The 20,010-nt window shown below is 62.6% G+C and carries 17 protein-coding genes and 1 tRNA gene; 11 read left to right on the top strand and 7 right to left on the bottom strand.

The window, feature by feature from the left end:
• Nucleotides 1-5: 5 nt before the first annotated feature.
• A complete protein-coding gene (locus ACFWHR_RS08270; RefSeq protein WP_382447821.1) occupies nt 6-392 on the bottom strand; it encodes a GntR family transcriptional regulator in 387 nt (128 codons plus the stop codon).
• 183 nt (nt 393-575) lie between these two features.
• Between ACFWHR_RS08270 and ACFWHR_RS08265 the strand changes: the two genes are divergently transcribed.
• From ACFWHR_RS08265 to ACFWHR_RS08245, 5 genes are all read left to right on the top strand, one after another.
• On the top strand, nt 576-2,021 hold the full coding sequence (locus tag ACFWHR_RS08265) for a glycosyltransferase (RefSeq protein WP_382447820.1): 1,446 nt from the start codon (nt 576-578) through the stop codon (nt 2,019-2,021).
• A complete protein-coding gene (locus ACFWHR_RS08260) occupies nt 2,021-2,227 on the top strand; it encodes a hypothetical protein (RefSeq protein WP_382447819.1) in 207 nt (68 codons plus the stop codon). The genes ACFWHR_RS08265 and ACFWHR_RS08260 overlap by 1 nt, the downstream gene beginning before the upstream one ends.
• A gap of 70 nt (nt 2,228-2,297) precedes the next feature.
• Complete coding sequence (locus ACFWHR_RS08255; RefSeq protein ID WP_382447818.1) at nt 2,298-3,257, top strand: Ppx/GppA phosphatase family protein; 960 nt, start codon at nt 2,298-2,300, stop codon at nt 3,255-3,257.
• A gap of 50 nt (nt 3,258-3,307) precedes the next feature.
• On the top strand, nt 3,308-3,937 hold the full coding sequence (locus ACFWHR_RS08250) for an ATP-binding cassette domain-containing protein (RefSeq protein WP_382447817.1): 630 nt from the start codon (nt 3,308-3,310) through the stop codon (nt 3,935-3,937).
• Nucleotides 3,937-5,499: a hypothetical protein gene (locus ACFWHR_RS08245; protein WP_382447816.1), complete on the top strand. Its 1,563-nt coding sequence runs from the start codon at nt 3,937-3,939 to the stop codon at nt 5,497-5,499. Before ACFWHR_RS08250 ends, ACFWHR_RS08245 begins: the two co-directional genes overlap by 1 nt.
• 181 nt (nt 5,500-5,680) lie before the next feature.
• Here ACFWHR_RS08245 and ACFWHR_RS08240 read toward each other — a convergent pair whose 3' ends face one another.
• From ACFWHR_RS08240 to ACFWHR_RS08230, 3 genes are all read right to left on the bottom strand, one after another.
• The gene (locus ACFWHR_RS08240; protein ID WP_382447815.1) at nt 5,681-6,169 is read right to left on the bottom strand and encodes a hypothetical protein; all 489 of its coding nucleotides are present in this window, start codon (nt 6,167-6,169) and stop codon (nt 5,681-5,683) included.
• A gap of 233 nt (nt 6,170-6,402) precedes the next feature.
• Nucleotides 6,403-6,882 carry a MarR family winged helix-turn-helix transcriptional regulator gene (locus ACFWHR_RS08235; RefSeq protein ID WP_382447814.1) on the bottom strand — a complete coding sequence of 160 codons (480 nt, stop codon included), beginning with the start codon at nt 6,880-6,882 and terminating at the stop codon, nt 6,403-6,405.
• Nucleotides 6,883-6,947: 65 nt separating this feature from the next.
• Entirely contained in the window at nt 6,948-7,883 is a 936-nt protein-coding gene (locus ACFWHR_RS08230; protein ID WP_382447813.1) for a LysR family transcriptional regulator, read from the bottom strand.
• Nucleotides 7,884-8,017: 134 nt separating this feature from the next.
• Between ACFWHR_RS08230 and ACFWHR_RS08225 the strand changes: the two genes are divergently transcribed.
• The 6 genes from ACFWHR_RS08225 (at nt 8,018) to ACFWHR_RS08200 (ending at nt 15,352) form a co-directional block, all read left to right on the top strand.
• Entirely contained in the window at nt 8,018-9,649 is a 1,632-nt protein-coding gene (locus tag ACFWHR_RS08225) for an aminotransferase class I/II-fold pyridoxal phosphate-dependent enzyme (protein WP_382447812.1), read from the top strand.
• 179 nt (nt 9,650-9,828) lie between these two features.
• On the top strand, nt 9,829-11,367 hold the full coding sequence (locus ACFWHR_RS08220; RefSeq protein ID WP_382447811.1) for an APC family permease: 1,539 nt from the start codon (nt 9,829-9,831) through the stop codon (nt 11,365-11,367).
• A gap of 131 nt (nt 11,368-11,498) precedes the next feature.
• Nucleotides 11,499-11,966, top strand: coding sequence for a hypothetical protein (locus ACFWHR_RS08215; RefSeq protein WP_382447810.1), 468 nt, complete (start codon nt 11,499-11,501; stop codon nt 11,964-11,966).
• Between the two features lie 52 nt (nt 11,967-12,018).
• Nucleotides 12,019-13,365, top strand: coding sequence for a diaminopimelate decarboxylase (lysA, locus tag ACFWHR_RS08210; RefSeq protein ID WP_382447809.1), 1,347 nt, complete (start codon nt 12,019-12,021; stop codon nt 13,363-13,365).
• A gap of 121 nt (nt 13,366-13,486) precedes the next feature.
• Nucleotides 13,487-13,561 (top strand) — tRNA-Gln (locus ACFWHR_RS08205).
• A gap of 699 nt (nt 13,562-14,260) precedes the next feature.
• Nucleotides 14,261-15,352, top strand: coding sequence for a hypothetical protein (locus tag ACFWHR_RS08200; protein ID WP_382447808.1), 1,092 nt, complete (start codon nt 14,261-14,263; stop codon nt 15,350-15,352).
• A 261-nt stretch (nt 15,353-15,613) separates the two neighbouring features.
• On the opposite strand, the gene ACFWHR_RS08195 is transcribed toward ACFWHR_RS08200, so the two are convergent.
• The 3 genes from ACFWHR_RS08195 to ACFWHR_RS08185 all read right to left on the bottom strand — a co-directional run bounded on the left by ACFWHR_RS08195 (nt 15,614) and on the right by ACFWHR_RS08185 (nt 20,010).
• Complete coding sequence (locus tag ACFWHR_RS08195) at nt 15,614-16,960, bottom strand: cyclic GMP-AMP synthase DncV-like nucleotidyltransferase (RefSeq protein ID WP_382447807.1); 1,347 nt, start codon at nt 16,958-16,960, stop codon at nt 15,614-15,616.
• Nucleotides 16,957-17,949, bottom strand: a complete 993-nt coding sequence (locus tag ACFWHR_RS08190; protein WP_382447806.1) for a CBASS cGAMP-activated phospholipase — start codon at nt 17,947-17,949, stop codon at nt 16,957-16,959. Before ACFWHR_RS08190 ends, ACFWHR_RS08195 begins: the two co-directional genes overlap by 4 nt.
• A gap of 1,041 nt (nt 17,950-18,990) precedes the next feature.
• Nucleotides 18,991-20,010: a DUF4031 domain-containing protein gene (locus ACFWHR_RS08185; protein WP_382447805.1), complete on the bottom strand. Its 1,020-nt coding sequence runs from the start codon at nt 20,008-20,010 to the stop codon at nt 18,991-18,993.

Genomic DNA, 20,010 nt, shown 5'->3' with positions numbered 1-20,010 from the left:
CGACGTTAGTCTCCGCGCGAGCCGCGAACAGCGTCAGTAAACAGCTGCACGGCACGGTCGCCGGTGACGCCGAGGCCGCGCAAGCGTTCGACGGCGTCAATCACGATGCCGCGCGCGGCGGCCGCAACGGGATCTTCGCCGAGCGACACGAACGTGCCGGATCGCCCTCGACCCTCGATGATGCCGCTCGACTCGAGCGCCCGGTATGCAGAGGCAACCGTGTTTGCCGCGAGCCCGAGGCGCTCGGCGAGACCGCGCACAGTGGGCAATTTTTCACCGGGCAGGAGCCGACCGTCGGTGATCGCGCGCACGACGCCGTCGTGTAGTTGACGGTAGGGCGGTTCTGATGATCCGGCGTCAATCATGAAGGGGTCAGCAGCGGCGTCACTCATGCGGCCAGCGTAGCGGCAGAGCTCAGCAGCAGCGGTTGCACGAGTGCGAAAATCCCGCCAGGCAAAGCTGCAATAGCACATTTTGAGACATTTGGGAGCGGGTGGCCCCCGCTCAGAGCCGCGGTCTACACTCGGGTCAATCGGAGAATGTAGCCATCGCTCGGGGGAGTGAAGGAGGATACAGTGCGGGGATTTTTCCAGCGCTTTGTGGGCTTGCTGGTCGTTGTGATCGTGCTTGTCGGAGTCGCGGTGCTTGTGTGGGGGGTCGATCTCTCACAGACCGAATCGTTCTGGCAGCCCAATAAGCTCACCCTCGCAGGCGCCTGGACGGTGATGTACGACGCTGAAATGCCCGAACCGCGTGTGCTGTTGACTGCTTTGATCACCGCACTGATTTTTGTGCTCCTCGTCGTCGTTACCGAGCGAATGGTATCTCGGCGTTATCGCCGTACGCCGCTCGAAGTGGCAAAGCGCGCGCTCGCGCCGAAGGCGATCATGGCGCGTTCGCGCGGCGAATTCGCTGGAGAGGTCACGATCACCGTGGTTATTCCAGCGCACAACGAGGAGGCGTCGCTTCCCGCAACCCTCGAATCGCTCGAGCAGCAGAGCCGTCTACCCGATCGTGTGATCGTGGTCGCCGATAACTGCACCGACGGCACGGTCGCCGTCGCGAGGCGGCTCGGCGCCGAGGTCTTCGAAACCGAGGGCAACACTCACAAGAAGGGCGGCGCCCTCAACCAGGTACTCGCGCGCGAGCTGCCGGGCATGGGGGACAACGACAGCGTGCTGGTGATGGACGCTGACACGCAATTGAGCGAGCGGTTCCTCGAAACAGCCGTCCAACGATTCACGAACGATCGCGCGCTCATGGCCGTTGGCGGCCTCTTCCAGGGCGAGCCCGGCCACGGAATGCTCGGACAGTTCCAGCGCAACGAGTACTTCAGGTACCAGCGCGAGATCCACCGTCGTGATGGCCGTGTCTTCGTGCTTACGGGCACCGGCACGGTCTTTCGCTCCATTGCGCTCCGCGAGGTGGCGAACGCTCGCGGCACCTCGATTCCGGGCAACCGTGGCGAGGTCTACGACACCTTCGCCCTTACCGAGGACAACGAGCTCACCATCGCGATCAAGTCGCTCGGCGGACTCATGGTGTCACCGATGGAGTGCCAGGTCACGACCGAACTCATGCCGACGTGGCGCATGCTGTGGGCGCAGCGTCTCAGATGGCAGCGCGGAGCCCTTGAGAATCTCGGCGCCTATGGCGTGACCCCGCAGACGATTCGGTACTGGTCGCAGCAGATCGCGATTGGATACGGCGTCTTCGCGCTGTTTGCGTATTTCGCGCTGATGTTCCTCATGCTGACGTCGATGGACACCTGGGTCTGGTTCCCGTTCTGGCTCGGCATCGGAATCGTGTTCGCCATCGAGCGCGTCGCCACGGTGTGGCGCGGTGGCTGGCAGGCGCGCGGGCTCGCCGTGCTGGTCTTCCCTGAGCTTGTGTACGACTGCTTTCTGAACCTAGCGTTCTTGAAGGGGATCTTCGAGATCTCGCTCGGGCAGCGCCCGACGTGGAAGCACGTTGAGCACCAGGCCGCGAGTACCCCCGCTATCGAACAGGAGACCCGCTGATGCTGCAGACCGGAATCCTATTCCCCGAGGAAATGCTGGCCTCCGATTGGTTCGGTGTATTCGCGGGAGTGGTAGCGATTAATACCCTGATCTATGTCGTGCTCGGCGTGTCCAAGTTGGTCCCGGTGGTCAAGTTTGGCCGCAAGTCGAACGGTCGTAATCGGCGAACGGAGACGCGCAGTATTTATCCCGATGCGGCGGACTGAGCTGACGCGCTGGCGTGGTCTTGATCTGACTCGACATATGTGGCTGGGCGCATCCCACTAGAATCGCAGCATGCGTCTCGGAGTGATCGATGTCGGATCAAACACCGTTCACCTGCTCGTCGTCGATGCCCACCCCGGTGCGAGCCCGGTGCCCTTCCACTCGCAACGGTCGGTGCTGCGGCTCATGCGCTATCTCGACGCCGACGGCGCCATCGCCCAGGAGGGCGTGGAGCGCATAGTCGAGGCAATCCGGGAGTGTGCGGAGACCGCCCGCGAGATCGGCGTCGATGACCTGATCTCGACAGCGACCAGCGCCATTCGCGAGGCCGCGAACGGCGAAGAAGTGCTGGCGCGAGTCGCCCACGAGACCGGCATCTCGCTTCGTGTGCTGTCCGGCGAAGACGAAGCCCGCATCACCATGCTCGCCGTGCGCCGGTGGCTCGGCTGGTCGGCCGGCGAGGTGCTGCTGTTCGACATCGGCGGGGGCTCGTTCGAAATCGCGCAGGGTGCCGATGAGTACCCGGATGTGCAGGTGTCGCTGCCGCTCGGCGCCGGGCGATCCACGATCAATTTTCTCGCGGAGGATCCGCCGTCGCGTGATGCGGTGTCACGTTTGCGCGCGCATGCGCGGGCAGAATTCACCCGCGTGCGCAAGGAGCTGTTTGCGGACCGACCGCGGCCGAAACGCGTCGTCGGCACGTCGAAGACGATCCGCTCGCTGGCGCGCCTCGTCGGCGGCCCGTCCGATCCGGTAACGGGTGACCTCGCGCAGCTGCACTATGTCGGTCTGCGCGAGTGGGAACCTTCACTGCGCGAGATGCCGGGCGCGGTGCGCGAGTATCTGCCTGGCATCACGCCGGAGCGCGGGTACCAGATCATGGCGGGCGCGGTCGTGCTGCGCACCGCGATGAAGGTGTTTGACGTCGAGACGCTCACGATTTCACCGTGGGCGCTTCGCGAGGGGATTGTGCTGCGCTACATCGATGCGCTCGACGGGCGCGGAGCGGATCCTGTGCGCGACAGCGCCTAGCGACCAGCTCCACTTGTGCGCGAGCTGCTTGGATTTGCAAGGATGGACGCATGATCCAGGTCGAGCATGCCGCGGTGCGAGAGGGCGAGGTGACGCTCCTCGCCGAGACGTCGCTGCGGGCAGAGGCGGGCGACGCCGTGATCGTGCGCGGTGCGAACGGCGCGGGAAAGTCGACGCTGCTTCGTCTGATCGCCGGTATGCGCGAGCCCTCGCGCGGCACTGTGAGTGTCGGTGGGCGTGCCCCCGCGTCGCCCGATCCGCGATTCAGGCGCAGCCTCGCTGCCATGATTGGCCTGCCTCCCATGGCACCTGATCTCACCGTGCGCGACCACATGCTGCTCGTCGCCGCGACCTGGGCCGAATCGGGTCCAGAGGCCGAGCGTATCGCGCAGGAGGTGCTCGCTGAGCTCGGTCTCGAAGCGCTCGCCACGCGGTTTCCTCACGAGCTCTCGTCCGGGCAGACGCAGCTCTTCGGGCTCGCCCTCGTGCTCGCGCGCCCGTTCGACGCGCTTGTGCTCGACGAGCCGGAGCAGCGCCTCGACGCCGACCGCATTGTCACCGTGATCGCCGCGGTGCGGCGCCGCCAAGCCCTCGGTGCGACGGTGGTGATTGCCACCCACAGTGACGCGATCGAAGCGGGGCTTGACGGCCACACCGTGTGGTTGCGGGAGGCAGCGTGATGGCGGTTCGCGCCGGATCTGTCCGAGCGGCGATCGCGATCTGGAGCGGCCGTCGCACGCGTTCCGTCGGCGACCACGGCTATGCGATCTACCTGGGTGTCATGCTCGTGCTCGTCTGCGTGGCCCCCGCGATGCGCGTTCTCTGGCTCGCGGCGTCGTCTGAGGCGGCTCTGGCCGTGCTGTCGGGCCCGCTCGCGTCGATGTTCGTTGCGACGTCGGCGACGGCGCTGTGGGTCGGCGCCCTGATCGCTGGGCGCGTGCGCGGCCCAGCGATCCGCCCGCCCGTGCTGACGTATGCCCTCGCGCGAAGCGGTGTCCCGCGCGTGCGTGCATTTGGTGGCAGTGTTGCCCGCGCTGGCGTCGTGGTCGTAGCTGCGCTCATGCTCCCCGCCGCATTCGTCGGCGCGGTGCTTGTCGGCAACGGAGTGATTGGCGTCGGTGCCGCCGCTGCCCGCGTGGTCGTGGCCGCACTCGTTGGCGTGATCGCGACCGTGGCGTGGTTGGCGGGACAGGCTGTGCCGCGGGCGGCGATCGCGATGGGATCCGGCCTCGCGATCCTCGTCGGAGTCTCGCTTGCCGCTGCTGGGATTGCGCCCTTTACGCCGTTTGGATGGATTGCCGGTGCGTGGTCGGGCGGTTCGCTCGCGTCGTTGTGCGCGCTACTCGCGCTGGCCGTGGCGGCCGTGGCGAGTGCTCCGACGCTGCTCACCCGACTCGATACGTATGCCCTCGAAGCGCAGGCGGCGCAGTGGGAGTCGTCGACGGTGCGCGCATACGGCATGGACTTCAATGCCGCGACGGCCATGTACCAGGGGCGCCCGACGCTCGGTCGACGTATCCGGGCGGTGCGACCGACGGGCTCGATGGCGCGAACGTTCTTCGTGCGCGACGCGATTGGGGCCGCTCGCACGCCCGGCCGCCTGGTCATTGGGGTGTGCACGCTAGCGGCGGCGAGTGTGCTGATTGCGCTGGCGAGTGCGGCGGGATTGTTCGGGGGAGCAGGAATGAGTGGGGCCGGAATGCTGGGGCTTGTCGCCGTGCTCGGCGTGGTCGGCGCGGTGCTCGCGTTCGCGGGCCTCGGGCCACTCACCGATGGGCTGCGGCACGCGGCGAATGTTGCCTCCGACCTACCGCTCTATGGTGTGAGTGACGCGCGGCTGCTCGCGCTCCACGTGTTGTTCCCAGCGCTTGTCGGGTTCCTGGTGCTGGCGGTGGGAGCGGCCGTGACGGCATTGCTGCTCGGCACCGCGCCCCTCGTGCCGGGTTTCAGCGCGGCAGTAATAGGCCTGCTCGCGCTGCTATCGCGCGTGAACAACGCCGTGAAGGGGCCGCTCTCGATTGCGCTGCTGACACCGATACCGACGCCGGTGGGTGACCTGAGTGGCGCGGTGCGATTCGCGTGGTCGCTCGATGGTGTGCTGCTCGTTTCTGTCGCCGGGGGCGCCGTCGCGCTGGCGGGCCAGGACTTGTCTGGGGCCGCGGGGCTTGTCGTGCTCGCGGGGACATCCGCGATCATGCTGGCAACCGCAGCACTCCGCTGGCGCCGCCGCCGCGCAAGCTAATACGCCTCACCTGCTCGCCGGTTAACCTGCTCGCCTCCCACCCGTTCACCCGCCGCTCCGGCGCCCGTCCCATCGCGGGTGAGCAATTCTTGTCACCCTTGACGAAAAATATGACAAAAATTGCTCACCCGCGAGGGGTGGGGCGTGGGGGCTGGGCAGGAGGATCAGGAGGGGGTTCGGGTTAGCGGGATGTCGAGGTTTCAGCTGCGGTGCCCTCGAGGAATGGGCGCGTCGCCGAGAGCACCGACCGCGGTTCGTCAGCCCAGAACTTCACGAGGGAGACGTGAGTATCTGGTGCTATCGACAGTGAAATGGGGTGCTTGAGCACGATTTCAAGGTTGGTCTCATTCTGTACACGAAGGTTTACGACGTTTCCGCGCTCACTCTCGGTGATCCGCGGCGGTTTCGGGGGCGACTCGGCAACCTCCTTCACGAGCGCGACCGAGTAAATGTCATCCCAACTCAACTCAACGCTGATCTGTGGACCATCGTGAATAATCACGCCCTCGGGGCCGACCGAGTGGGGCCGCGTGACGAACCCGAGCAAGAGTCCGAGCATCCACATCAGCCCCCACACGCCGGCCGCGAGCAGAGTGAACCGAATGATCGGCCAGCGGTGCAAAACGAGATCAATGATGGGGATCTCAACCGCCGATAGCACGATAAACACGATCAGGATTGTCTTGATGGGCGCGTGATAGGTGAAAGCCTGCGCTCCCGCGGGGACGCGCGGACGTCGAGCAATGAAACGCCAGATGCTGAGCCAAACACCCACCTCCCATCGCCAGGCATGACGTGCGAGGGTTCTAATCCGTGAAAATGATGTCCGGGGACCCCGGGTGAGATTGGCGTCTTCGAACGCCCGACCGGGATCGCCCGTGCTCGTGCCCGTGCAATCGGAGATCATGAGCGCACCTCAGCGGGATTCGCGGCTTCGGCGATGAGGCGAGCGAGCACTCCCTCGACGTGCGTCAACCCTCGCATGAGTACGTCGGCCTCATCGGGGGCGAGTCCCGCGACGAGCTCGCGCGAGAGTTGCTCGTGTTCGGAGGCCATACGCTGCATGGTCCGTCGGCCGAGATCGGTGAGCGTGACGAGCGTGGCGCGGCGGTCGGTTGGGTGCGCTGTCCGCGCGGCGTACCCGTGATGCTCCACGGCGTCGACGAGTCCAGTGATGTTCCTGGCGCTCACTTGGAGAGCCGTGGCGAGTGACCGCTGCGTGGACGGTCCAGCATGGTGGAGAACCCACAGTAGGTGCGTGCGCGACGTGCTGAGACCGGTGTCGGAGAAGCTGCGGTCCATATCGTGTTGCAGCATCTGTCCAATCGCAAGGACGCGGTCGAGCACAGTCGGCTGATGCGGCGCGGTTTGGGAATCGCTCATATGGTGATCTTAGTACATTGTTACCAAGGTTCACCAAGTGTTTCACCTGCTCGGCTGTGTGGGTTTCAACCTGCGGCAGGGTGCTCCGAGCGGGCGACCGCGTGGCGGATCGCCGCCGCCAGTTGGCGCACCGCCGTCGAAGGCTGACCTCCAGGGGATTCCGGGGGAGCCGCGAGCAGCACCGCGCGCGCGAACGAGGGGTCGTCGATCGGAATCAGCACGACCCCGGGGTGCGACGGCCCACTTGCCAGGCGGGCGAGCAATCCGATTACCATTCCGGCGGCAATCATGCCGAGCATCACTTGGAAGTCATCGGTGCGAATCGCCACGTCGAGCGTGTGTCCAGCCCCAGCGAAGGCGTCGACAACGACCGTGTCAATCGGGTCGTCTTGCCCCGCACCGAACAGCCAGCGCTCGTCGTGCAGCGAGAGCAGCGTCGCGAGGTCAACCGAGCTTCGGCCAGCGAGCGGATGCCCCTCGGGCAGCGCCAACATCAGCGGATCCCGCAGCACCTCCGTCGTCACCAGATCCGCCTTGAGCGGCAGAGCGTACCCGGGAACCGAGTACAGCAGTGCGGCGTCGAGCGTGCGATCGTTCATGTGTGCGACGAGCGGACCGACCTCCTCAAGCACAGCATCAATCTCTATGCCAAGGTCGGCAACCTGCGACACGATCGACGGAAGCAACTTTGCGGCGGCGGTGGGGAAGGTGCCGAATCGCAGCCTGGCGCGCCCCATCTGGGCGAGGTCGCGGGCGTCTCGAAGTGCGCGATCAGTGAGGGTCAGGATCTCCTCTCCTCGATCGAGCACCAGCACTCCCACGGGCGTCAGCGTCGACCCGCGCTTCGTGCGTTCCAGCACGGAAGCTCCGACGAGGCGATCGAGATTGTGCAGGTGATAGTCGACTGTCGGTTGGCTCCACCCGAGCGATCTTGCGGCGCGGGTGACCGAACCTTCACGCTGCACCGCGCGGAGTGCCTGCAATTGTCGCAGATCGATCATAGATACTCCCGCCCGTCTCCCTTATGCCATATCTTGAACGCGAGCGCAAATCACGGTCAGTCACATACATGATATGTGAGATCACAGTGGTTTCGGGGATTCCGCGCCGCGCGATATGAGAGCACGATGTGGACATGCTGCACACCGATGTCACCTCCGCTTCAGTCGCGCTTCCGGATACCACGGGCACCGGCAGCGTCGAAGGCTCACTCGCACCAGCCACGACCGCACCAGCCGCGACCACTCCGCAGCCGAGGTACCAGCTCGACCACACTTCAGCACCCTACGCCGACGCGCTAGAGGCCTACGCCGATCGGGCCCCGCTCCAGCTCATGGTGCCGGGCCACGGCGGAACGGAGCGCGATCTCAGCGGGCGTCTCGCGGGGTTCCTCGGTGAACGCGCCCTGCGCATGGATATCCCGATGCTGATGGACGGGATCGACCTGCTCGCGACGGGGCAGGATCGCACGCCGCTTGACGAAGCACTTGAGCTCGCCGCCGACGCGTGGGGTGCGAAGCGCACGTGGTTCCTCACAAACGGCGCGTCCCAGGCAAACCGCACGATCGCCCTCGCATCGCGCGGGCTCGGCGACCGCATCCTTTCGCAGCGCAGTGCGCACTCCAGTTTCAGTGACGGGATCCTTCTCGCCGGTATCACCCCGTACTACGTGATGCCGAGCGTCGATACCGAACACGGCATGGCGCACGGCGTTTCGCCTGCGGCCCTCGAAGCCGCGCTGACTGAGGCTGACGAGGCGGGTACCCCCGCGCACGCGGTCTACGTGATTTCGCCGAGCTATTTCGGTTCGGTCGCCGATGTGCGCGGCCTCGCTGAGGTTGCGCACGCGCACGGCGCCCCGCTCATCGTCGACGGCGCCTGGGGCCCGCACTTCGGCTTTCACCCGGAGCTGCCGGAGTCGCCAGCGCGCCTCGGTGCCGACGTCGTGATTTCGAGCACGCACAAGCTGGCCGGCTCACTCACACAATCGGCAATGCTGCACCTGGGATATGGCCCGTTCGCGGACCGCCTGGAACCCCTGATCGAGCGCGCCTTCAGCATGACGGCGTCGACCTCGACGAGCGCGATCCTGCGCGGCTCCCTCGACATCGCCAGGCACGCGCTTGCGACCGGCGAGGAGCAAATCGGACGCTCGGTCGCGGGAGCGCGTCGCTTCCGCGAGATCCTGCGCGCAGATGATCGCTTCAGCGTCGTGAGCGACACGTTCGATCGCTTTGACGACATCGTGGCAACCGACCTGCTTCGGGTGCCGATCGACGTGAGCGGCGCCGGGGTCGGAGGGCACTGGCTGCGCCAGCACCTCATCGAGCAGCACGATATTTTCTTCGAGATGTCGACGGCAACGTCCATCGTCGCGGTCATCGGCGCCGGGAAGACGCCCGACTTTGACGCGGTGTACGCAGCCATGGTCGCGTCCGTCGAGTCGCCGGAAGCCGACGTCGAGCGCGCCGCCGCTGGCGACATTCACGATTTCCCGAATTTGCCGAAGCCGGGCGCGTACCGGGTCAGCCCGCGTGACGGCTTCTTCGGTGACACCGAGGTCGTCGCTGCGGCTGACGCCATCGGGCGCGTGTCCGCCGACACGCTCGCGGCGTACCCGCCGGGCATCCCGAACGTCATGCCCGGCGAAGAAATCACCGACGAGGCGGTAGCATTTTTACAGGCCGTCGCGGCCTCTCCGACTGGCTACGTTCGCGGAGCAATCGACACGAGTGTCGGGAGCTTCCGAGTGCTTCGGGAGAGCTGACTCCGAGCAGGAGAACCGCGGCGCCCGTGACGGTGCCGCTCTGACTTCGCGGCCCACCGCCGCGGACCCTCAGCGACAGGAGCCGCTGCAGGACACCACGAACCCGGCAAGCACTACCGCGTCGGGATGAACGACCGGGCCCGCGGGCCCTGTGACAACGAAGTCTGGAGACAACACCCATGGCAAGCTCCCTGCGCCAGCAGCTATTCCGCGTGAAGCCCGTTCCCCGAGACGGCGGTGAAAGCGGCAGTCAGCTCAAGCGCAGCATCGGCCTCTTCCCGCTGACCATGATCGGTGTCGGTGGCACCATCGGCACCGGTATCTTCTTCATCCTTTCCGAGGCCGTGCCCGTGGCAGGTCCGGCCGTGATCTGGTCATTCATCATCGCGGGTCTCGTGGCGGGGTTGTCGGTGCTGTGTTACGCCGAACTCGCCAGTTCCGTCCCGGTGTCCGGATCCTCCTACTCATATGCGTACAGCACGCTCGGCGAGTTGCCCGCGATGGGCGTCGCCGCGTGTTTGCTGCTCGAGTACGGTGTGTCGACGGCAGCGGTCGCGGTTGGCTGGTCGCAGTACGTGAACCAGCTGGTCAAGAACCTGTTCGGATTCGAATTTCCGCATGAACTCCTGTATGCACCTGAAGAGGGTGGCATTGTCAATCTGCCCGCGGTGATCCTGATCGGGCTCTGCTGCTTGCTGCTGATTCGCGGCACCTCCCACTCGGTCATCACGAACACGATCATGGTGTGCATCAAGATCGCCGTGCTCATCTTCTTCGTGGCCGTGGGAATCACGGGCTGGAACATCGACCACTTTGCGAACTTCGCGCCGTTCGGTCTCGGCGGCATCATGACTGGTGCGGGCATTATCTTCTTCTCGTTCGTCGGCCTCGACGCGGTCGCGACCGCGGGTGACGAAGCGAAGAACCCGCGTCGTAACCTGCCGATCGCACTGATCGCAGCACTGATCATCGTCACGGCTGTCTACGTGATGGTGGCAGTAACGGCGCTCGGCGCGCAGGCGACCGGGGACTTCGACGGGCAGAGTGCTGGCCTCTCGGCGATCCTCGAAAATATCGTCGGTGCATCATGGCCGGGTACTGTCGTGGCCGCGGGTGCCGTGATCTCGATCTTCAGCGTGACACTCGTCGTACTGTACGGTCAGACCCGTATTCTTTTCACGATGTCGCGAGACGGCATGGCGCCGAAGATCTTCAGCCGTGTGAACCCGCGCACGGGAACGCCCATCGCAAACACGATCATCGTGTCCGTGATTGTAGCGATTCTTGCGGGGGTCATCCCCATCAACTTCCTCGCTGAGATGACGTCGATCGGTACGCTCGCCGCATTTACAGTGGTCTCGGTCGCCGTGATCGTTCTGCGCCGCCGCGAGCCCGATCTCGAGCGGAGGTTCCGAGTGCCGCTGTACCCGGTGATTCCGATCCTGTCGATCATTGGCTGCCTCTGGATCATCAAGGATCTGCGCCTCGTAACCATCGAGGTCTTTGCGATCTGGACAGTACTCGTGCTGGTCTGGTATTACTTCACCGGCCGCAAAAACTCGGTGCTGGGTCGCCGCATCGATACCGGGATGATCGTGCTCGTCGGGCCGGGGCGCTACCGTCTGGGGTCGTCTGAGGGGGACGTGTACGACGGTGGCGATCTTGAGAGTGAAGAACTTGAGAGCGATCGTCGCGAGGGTGAGAACTCGAAGCGATAGGGCGGTGCGCGGCAGTCTCGCGTAACCGGGAGTCCGTGCACAGGGTCATGCTGAAGCTGGGTGCCGCCGATGTATCCACAGATTGCGATCTGAGGATCCACGGCGGCACCCAGCCCCGCAGGCTTGATCACATGACATCCACAGACACCCGAATCGATCCACTCCGCTCACTCGCCACCGACGTCGCCCTCGCAGACCAATTCACGCGCGTGTTTGAACGCGCCGAGAAGCGTCAGGTGTGGTTGATGTTTCTCGACAACGAGCACCGACTCACCGGCCCACTGATGCCCATGGATGAACTTCCGACGGAGCCAGACGAGCCCTGTTCGACTGAAGACCTCGGCGTCGTTCGGTTCGCAAAAGTGTTGGTCGAACGAGCGCGCATGGTGGCAGAATTCGTCGGTGCACATCAGTATCTGTGGATGTGGGAGCGTAGAGGCAGCGGCACCCTCAGCCACCGGGACCGGCGCTGGGCGGCCGCCATCTCCGAGGAGAGCGGTCTTCGGCCCGGAGCAGGCGGCGCGCCCGCTCCACTGAGGGCGCAACTACTACTCCACGATGACGGCGCTCGCTTGATCACACCGGACGACCTCGATTGAGCCACGACGGCGTGCGGTACCTCATAATCGGCACCAAGTAAGGAATACTCATATGACGTCAGCGACTGATCCCGCGCGCAGCGCATCCCAGATCACTCAGCCGAACCCGCCCGGCACGCGAGTGGGGGAGCTGTGGTCGATTCTGCCCGAGGAATCGGGTGTCGACGCAGACGGCGTACTGCACATCGGTGGGGTGTCAGTGCGTGAACTCGCGGAGCAATACGGTACCCCGCTGTACGTGTATGACGAGGCGGGGCTGAGGCGACAGATTCGGCGCTTCATCGACGGTCTTGCCGCGCGCTGGCCAGACTCCGAAGTGCTGTTCGCGTCGAAGTCCTTCCCGGCTGTCGGCATGTATCGTCTCGCGGCCGAAGAGGGCCTGTCAGTTGACATCGCGGGTGGCGGAGAGCTGCAGCTCGCGCTCGCCGCCGGGGTGTCTCCCTCAAAGCTGCATTTTCACGGCAACGCGAAGTCTGACGCCGAGCTGCAGATGGCGATTGACGCGGGCCTCGATACGATCATCGTCGATAACGAAGACGAGCTTGACCGGCTCGAACGATTGCTTACGAAGCCGCAGAAGCTGCTGTTGCGCGTCATTCCCGGGGTCGAAGCGAAGACGCACGCGTCGCAGGCGACCGGCGGATCCGACTCGAAGTTCGGGCTGCCGATGGATCAGGCGCTGCGCGCAATCGAGCGTATGCGCGCGCATCCCCTGATGGCGTTTGAGGGCGTGCACCTGCACATCGGTTCGCAGATTCTCGATGTCGACCAGTTCGGCGAGGCCGTGGCGAAGATCTCGACCGCGGGTGAATTCGATGTCTACGACGTCGGCGGCGGTCTCGGCGTGAAGTACACCTTCGACGAGGTCGCGCCCTCGGTCGACGAGTATCTCGACACCATCGTTGCGGCCGCCAAAGAGCACCTGCCGTCGGGCGCGCGCCTCATGATTGAGCCGGGCCGCGCGCTCGTGGCGAGGGCTGGTGTCACGCTGTACCGCGTGACGACGGTGAAGCGCACCGGGCGCACGTTCGTGGCGGTCGATGGCGGCATGGCCGACCAGATGGACGCGGCGCTTATGGGCCAACGATTTGAGACGGTGCTTGCCGATCGCGTGCTTGAACCGTGGACCGAGACGGCGCAGCTGGTCGGTCGCCAGTGCGAGTCGGGCGACCTGCTCGTCGATCGGGCGCAGCTGCCCGAAGCCCGAGTGGGAGACCTTGCCGTACTCGCCACCACCGGGGCCTACGGCTATACGCTCGCTAACAATTACAACGGCGCGCTGAAGCCCGCAATCGTGTTCGTTCGCGACGGGGTAGCCCGGCTGGTCGCGCGGCGCGAGACCTACGAGGAACTGCTCGCGCTGCACGCACCAGCGCTTGAAGGGATTGAGCGGGATTGAGGAGCGCGTTGCCACGACGCGCGCGGGCGGAACTCTGCAGCACCTCGTTTTGAGTTAGCCACGCAATCAGGGTAGAGTTAACTCTCGGTGCCGCGCTCCTTGGAGCTGCGGATTTCCGCTTTGGGATATGGTGTAATTGGCAACACTACGGTTTCTGGTACCGTCATTCTAGGTTCGAGTCCTGGTATCCCAGCCATAGTGCTCTTGTTCAAACCAAAAGCCAAATGAACTGGCATTTTTCCCAGAAGATCGGAACTCCTCGCAGCATTGCGGGGAGTTTTTGATTTCTCCGCCGGCGTCTGGCTGCGCGCGGTCGCTGCCGCGTCGCGGAAGGAGTTGTTCGCCTCCGTGCGCTCCGCTTCGATATGTACGGTATCGCTGTCTTCGTAGATGCGGAGCCGAGTGAAGAAGGCCTGGAGAAGGCGGCGTCGGACTTTGTCCGCGGCGTTGCGGTAGAGCTCGCCAGGATTGAGCAGTAGTTCGAGGTACGCGAGTGCTGCGGCATTGCGATGCGGAGGTCATAATGCGGCAGCTCGACCCACTCAGCTCACCCGAGCTGCTGGTGCCGGACATCCGGGAGCCCAAGCCGGATAACCTGAAGCCCTTCCTGGGCGGATGGAGTCCGTATCGGCCAGAGGGGCGTTAGCCGTATAGAGATCCGCCCGCTCCCCGAAGACCTGAGCTACCGCACCTGCGCGGCGCGCGGTGCTGACTGCGAGCCAGAGCCGATGAGCGCTAGAGACGGCACGCTGCGTGTTCCGTTTATCTGCGCAATTTGCGGAGTGCACTCGGTGGTGGATCCATGCGAGCATCTTCGGTGAGGCGTTCTGCGCACGCCAGAAGTCACAGATACCCTCAAGGAGATTGGCAGTTTTTTATGGGACAGGAGCTCTTGTTGATTGATGAGGCAGGCCTCGACTACTCTCTAGTTTGGCCAAGGGAACTCTTTGAATGGGAGGCCAAGAGGATCCTGGCGTTGAAAGGAGATCTTTCTGCCAAGATTGAAGCCCTCCTCAGCGAAGCATTCGCAGATGCTGATGTCGCTGGCGCAACGACGCTGGCAACGTCCTGGCCCAGTAGCGCCTCAAACGATGACCAAGATCGTACGCGCTTGCGGGCATTGATCGCCGATGGCAGCCCGGTTAGGCCTTATAAGCGTGCGCAGTATTGGCTGGAGCGGCAGGAAGGCGCCTCACCGAGGGCTCAGCGAAAGCTTCTCAGCCAAGCCTTCCTTGAACTTATAGAGGACATGCAGGAGTGCGGGTATTTCCCTAAAGTGCTACCCAAAGGGTGCGTCGACATCTATGGATCTTGGAATGAAAATCCAGGTGCCGACATTAGTAAGGCGATATTGTACGATGTCGCTTGGCCAGATGATCTGAAACAAGAGTCCTTGTCCTTCCCGGACGATGTTCTCTTCTCCGTTATTGAGTACCTTCATGACCAAGCTCAACGTCCACGAACGCGCTCGATGCATGGTTGGAACGATTGCGGCTACCATTACGACGACTACAATAAGGCGTCTGGTGGAGTTGTCTACCGCTGGCGAGTGAACGATCTTCTTGACTCGTATGATGTTGGCCTAAGGCTAGGTAGTCGGGGCGATGAAACGGGCAAGCTCATTCGGCATGCCGCTCTGGGTCTCGACGAACTGGCTGATCAGGCAGTCGCCGTAGATAAGTCCGAACGCGACAACATTGTCGCGGAGGCAATCCAGCTCTATCGCAAGCGAGCAGCAACTACAACAGATCGTCGAGCGGCAATTGCGCAGCTCGCAAACTACCTGGAACTTCGACGCAAAGATTTGAAATCCGTTCAGTTCACTTCCGGCGATGAGAACGCCCTCTTCCAGATCTTCAACAAATTCATGATTCGCCATGGAGATACTGCCCAGCGAGGGGACTACGGCGATGAGTACCTGGACTGGATCTTTTGGACTTCGGTGTCAGCGATTCAACTTGTTCGAAACCACCCTCAACGTGACTGACGTTATCTTTACCATGCCACTGGGTAGAAGCTACTGCACGTACACCACTTGTAGCACTAACCGAAAGCTGACGACCGCTGGGAAGGTAGCGCCGCGCGAGTTCGAGTCATCTGCTCGAGCAATGACTGTGCTCCGGGATGAATCTGTTTGAGCACCTGCGATGACGGTCGAGTTTTGCGCCAAAATCTCACCCCTGTTGGATGTACCAATTGTGTCGTAACCAGAACATCGCCCCGGCCATGAATCTGCCTGCACCGAGTGCTACCTGATGATGACGTCTTGGTGGTCGACTGCCACGCAGATGCCATCTTTGACGACGTAGACTTCGACATAATGACGGCCGCGATATTTCGTTGGCTCGCTTCGTGTTAGCGTTCCACCGTCGAGTTCAATCTGCCCTCGGATACAATCAGCATTGATCGCTTCTTCGCCTGTGTTGCGCACCTTCCAATAGACCTCTACTGGCCCAGGGACATTGTGTTTTGCTCGAAACTTGATTGTGCTGCCGCGAGGAGCGACATTTCCATACTTGCTAATTTCGTATTCGCGAAAGCCGTTTCGCTTCGGAATTCGTCCAGTCAGCTTGACCCGATATGCCCTGTTGGGATGAGTAGCGATCCCCAGCTTCCTTGAGAGTGTTTCGTCGGTATTTCTGACTCCTTGGCGACCAATGTGAGCCTCGTTTGCCTTCTTCACCGCCGTGTCGTAAGTGCCGAACTTGTCTCCAAATAGACGACGCCATTTGACTGTCGACTCCTCGACGTCAGTTTCCTCGAAGGCATCGTCAATCCATCCGCGATAGACATGAATCTTCGTGCGGAAGTTGGCGTACTCGTCCTGGTTCCAACGATGATTGAAGTTTTCGGTAGGCTCACTGGGATCATCGATGCTTGGCATCGTTGCGTTCGCCTGAAGATAGTCATCCAGGTCTCCGATGATGTTCTTGAGCGCAGCCGGGACATCGGGATAGAGGCTGTCGTCACCCCACACTGACGCGTCGCTGACACTGTTGCCCAGGAGGATTGAAAGAATCACTGATTTGCAGCTGAAGGTGTCCTTGAAATCGCGAAGATACTTGATAAGGCGGATCACTTTGATCAAACGACCGTTCGCGAGTCGGTTTCGCTCGTCGAGCCACTCGTTGTAGCCCTCGGGGTTCGTTAGCTCGAAGCGGTTTTCGGCCCGGTTCGTGATGTAGTGCTGGCCGTGTCTCTCCAGGTACGGGACGACGTCGATATGGAACTCGTTTGCGTAGTCGATCTTGACGCAGCGATCGTGTCGACTGACCATGTCGCGGTAGGTGGAGCTTCCACGGAAGACGGTGTAAAGCTCCTGGACGTAATCTTCAGCCTCCCAGTCCTCGATCTCATCAATATAGAGGAGAAGATCTGCGTCGAACTCATCGTTTGCGCGCACTGGATTGATGATTGTCCGGTGCGCATAGCTACCTTGGGGCAAGACGTCAACAAAGTTGCTCGCGAAATCGTCTTCCCCGGTTTGGAGGAAGTTGGTGATCGCTGTGGTGCGGTCGTTCAGCTGGGTCATTCGGGTATCGCTCAGGTCGACTTTGTACTTCAGGAAGGCGTCGAAATGTTTGACTAGTTTCATCGGTTAACCTCAGGATTCTCGAGTGAGCGAACCGGGACAAAGGGTTCTTTAGTATCTGTGAAGAAGCGCTTGCGCAGGAGCGGTAGTTGAGTGCGTGCTTGATCTGCTCCGAGTGCTCGGAGTTCTGGGATTCCTTCAACGCCATCGAGCCGGTACTGGTTCTCGTCGACGCTTGGCGAGACTCGCACGACGCGATCATGACCAAGGAGGAGCATGGCAGTCCCGATTGAAGCCGACGACTGCCCTGACATAAATATCTTCACGATTCGTTTTGCCCAGTAATTGACGAGACCGTGTCGGCGTTCTTGACTTGCCTTGAAATTGGCTGGTGCATCGGTGCACCCGACGGAGAGCAGCTCGATGCTGCCCTTCGGCCACTCGAGGAGACCGATTGCCTCGACTGCTGCCGTTCCCATGGGGTTATTGGCCCACATGCCTCCGTCGACAAGCGGTACGCCGTTCGTGAGTCGGTGCGTGGGGAAGTACGTTGGTGCGGCAGCGGTGGCCATCGCGGCATCAACTGCGAGCATCTTGTAATCGCGTTCGAATCGTTCATGGTGAGCAGTCTTGAAGACGTTGACCTCACCAGTTGAGAGATTGAGCGACGGGATCACTAGGCGCGTCGAGCTTTCGCCCAGCTTTCGATCACCAAATACCTCGCTGAGAGCAGCTTTGAGTGGCGCCGGATCGTATTTGGCGGTGACGAGTTGGCGCAGCGGGCCGAATCTCTTACTTCCCTTGAAAATGTGCGGACCCTTGTCCTCGTAGAACTTGAGGATGTCCGCGGCTGGAACACCAAGGCCTAACGCGATCGCAATGATTCCACCTGTCGACGTTCCGACGATGAGATCGAAGTAGGAAGCTAACGGCTGGTCGAGTTCGCTCTCGAGGTCAGCAAGAAAGGCCGCAGGAAACACGCCCTTGATTCCGCCGCCGTCGATAGTGAGCACGCGTCGTGGGGTAGTTGTGTTGGATTGCTCTGTATTCATTCGTGTCCTTATTTATGCGCCATCATGCTGATTATTGCAAGTACCTCGGACATGCATGTGCTTGCATCCTCGGGGGAGTGGTCCATGGCGAGTAGTATCTATGCCGCGACTCACTTCCAGGGACTATCTCGCTCAGCGTCGCCTCCTCATCGAGGAGTGGCATGACCACAATGCGATTGCTTTTGGTGATGTATCGCTCCAATGCCAGCATGACCTCCACGATTTCTATGCTCCAACCGAACCGTTCAGCGACGTGGAAGCCCTGAAGCACCGTGCCGTCATGACCAAGGCCTTCCCTTCTCTACCCCAGAAAACGGGACGTGCACTCCAGGTGTTACTGCTTGCCCGAGGGCTTCACGAGCAATGAGTCGCCACACGGCAAGCCACGGGAACTACTACTGCGAAGAATCGAAGTGTGCGCATTGCTGCCGTCGCTCGTCCGAAGCCGGACGTGCGACGCCTTGCCAAGGCAATCATCGACCTGTCTAGCCAGGACGTTGGCGGATCGCTCCCGCGAAAGCTGCAAGCGAAACAGCAACGGAAGCGCCGTTAGCTCGTCCGCGGTGCCTTCGCCCGCATCTCAACCCCGCTGCGATGCAAGCTCCGCAATACCGCTCCGTGCGAGAACTCATGTTTGTTTTCGATCTCGCGTACGGTAACACCTGCCCTGTATTCCTTCGCCATGATGGCTACCTCCTCGTCAGTCACCTGCCGTTTTGGGAGCACCACACCTTGCGCCCGGAACATCCGAATCAATGTCGAGTTGGAGACCTTGATTTCTCGCGCGAGCGACGGGGCACTCTCACCCGCCTCGACGCGTCGCACTAGCTCGGCCACCTTCTCTTTGCCAAGCCGCAGCGATAGCTCCTGGCGTCGAGGGGAAACCGGCTTGTTCAAACCCTCTGGGCGCTGTCGAAGAATGGCCAGTTTCCGTAGCTTATCAGGGGTAAACCTGCCTGGTGAAAATTGCGAACAGAGGTGGAGAGTGCCAGCCAGATAGTGACGTTCGTGACGTGGTCGGCGTTTTGAGTCGGCTTTGGGTCACGCGGTTGGGCTGCGGTAGATCTGTGGCCCGGCGCACAAATCAGCCGGCTGGGCCGAAAAGCGAGCGCTCACCTCGCGCAACTGTTTCAACTCGCGCTCCACATTGATGCGGGCTCGAGGCTCCCACAGGTGGCGGGCAGCAGTGGTGCGGTACATCGCTGGGCGGTCGAGGTAGCTGGCCAGGATGCGGGCGCGGCCCGCCGCGAATTCTCGATCCGGGACACTCACATATTCGGCGCGCACGGAGGAGGCGTACTCGGCGTTGCGTTCTGAAAGGGAGGCAAATATCCAGAGATCCGCGTCGAGAAGCTGGTCGACCTCGGCGCCGTGAGCTGCGGATTCGATTGCAGCGCCGGCGACCTGGCCGCCCGGAATCGTCGCAATGATGCAGCGACGCACCCGATCAACGACGTGGGCATCGATCCCGAGGTCAGTCAGAGCGCTCACCGCCAGGTCTGCAGACGCGCGCTCGTCGGCGCCCGCGGCTCCCTCATACACGGCATCGTGGAACCAAGCCGCGAGCTGGGGAACGGGGGAGACGTGTTCACCGCGCATGCCGAGGTGATCGAGTGCGAGGAGCACGTCCTCGAGATGGCGTTCGTCGTGATAGCTCCGGTGGGGCTCGTTCCAGCGGGCGATCAAGTCCGCGCCGAGGCGTTGCCAGTCGTCGCCGGATGCAGTGACATCCAGAGTTTCGCCAAGCCGGGCCCACTGATCGACGAGATACTGCCGGCGACGCTGAGGGGTGACCGAGCCGCGATCCGCCTGGCGTACCCGAAGACCGCTCTTCCGCAGGCGAAATACGACCTCCTTGCCGCTCACCGGCAACGCCCCAAGCTCTACCGCGCGGTCGAAGTTGGCGGCCGACACGTCGTAGTGATCGAGGTCGAAGCTGCGGCGGGAGAATCCGAGGCGCCGTGCGAAGGCGTGCAATTCCTCATAGCTTTCGTCCGAAACGAGGTGGCTCCACAGCGTGCCGTGCGCGGGCCACGCGGGAGGATCGATCAGGATCGCCAT

Origin of the sequence: Leucobacter sp. NPDC058333 (assembly GCF_042726155.1) — a bacterium.
GTDB lineage: Bacteria > Actinomycetota > Actinomycetes > Actinomycetales > Microbacteriaceae > Leucobacter.
The sequence above is the reverse complement of the archived record's forward strand: the minus strand, read 5'-3'. Positions and strand labels throughout refer to the sequence as shown.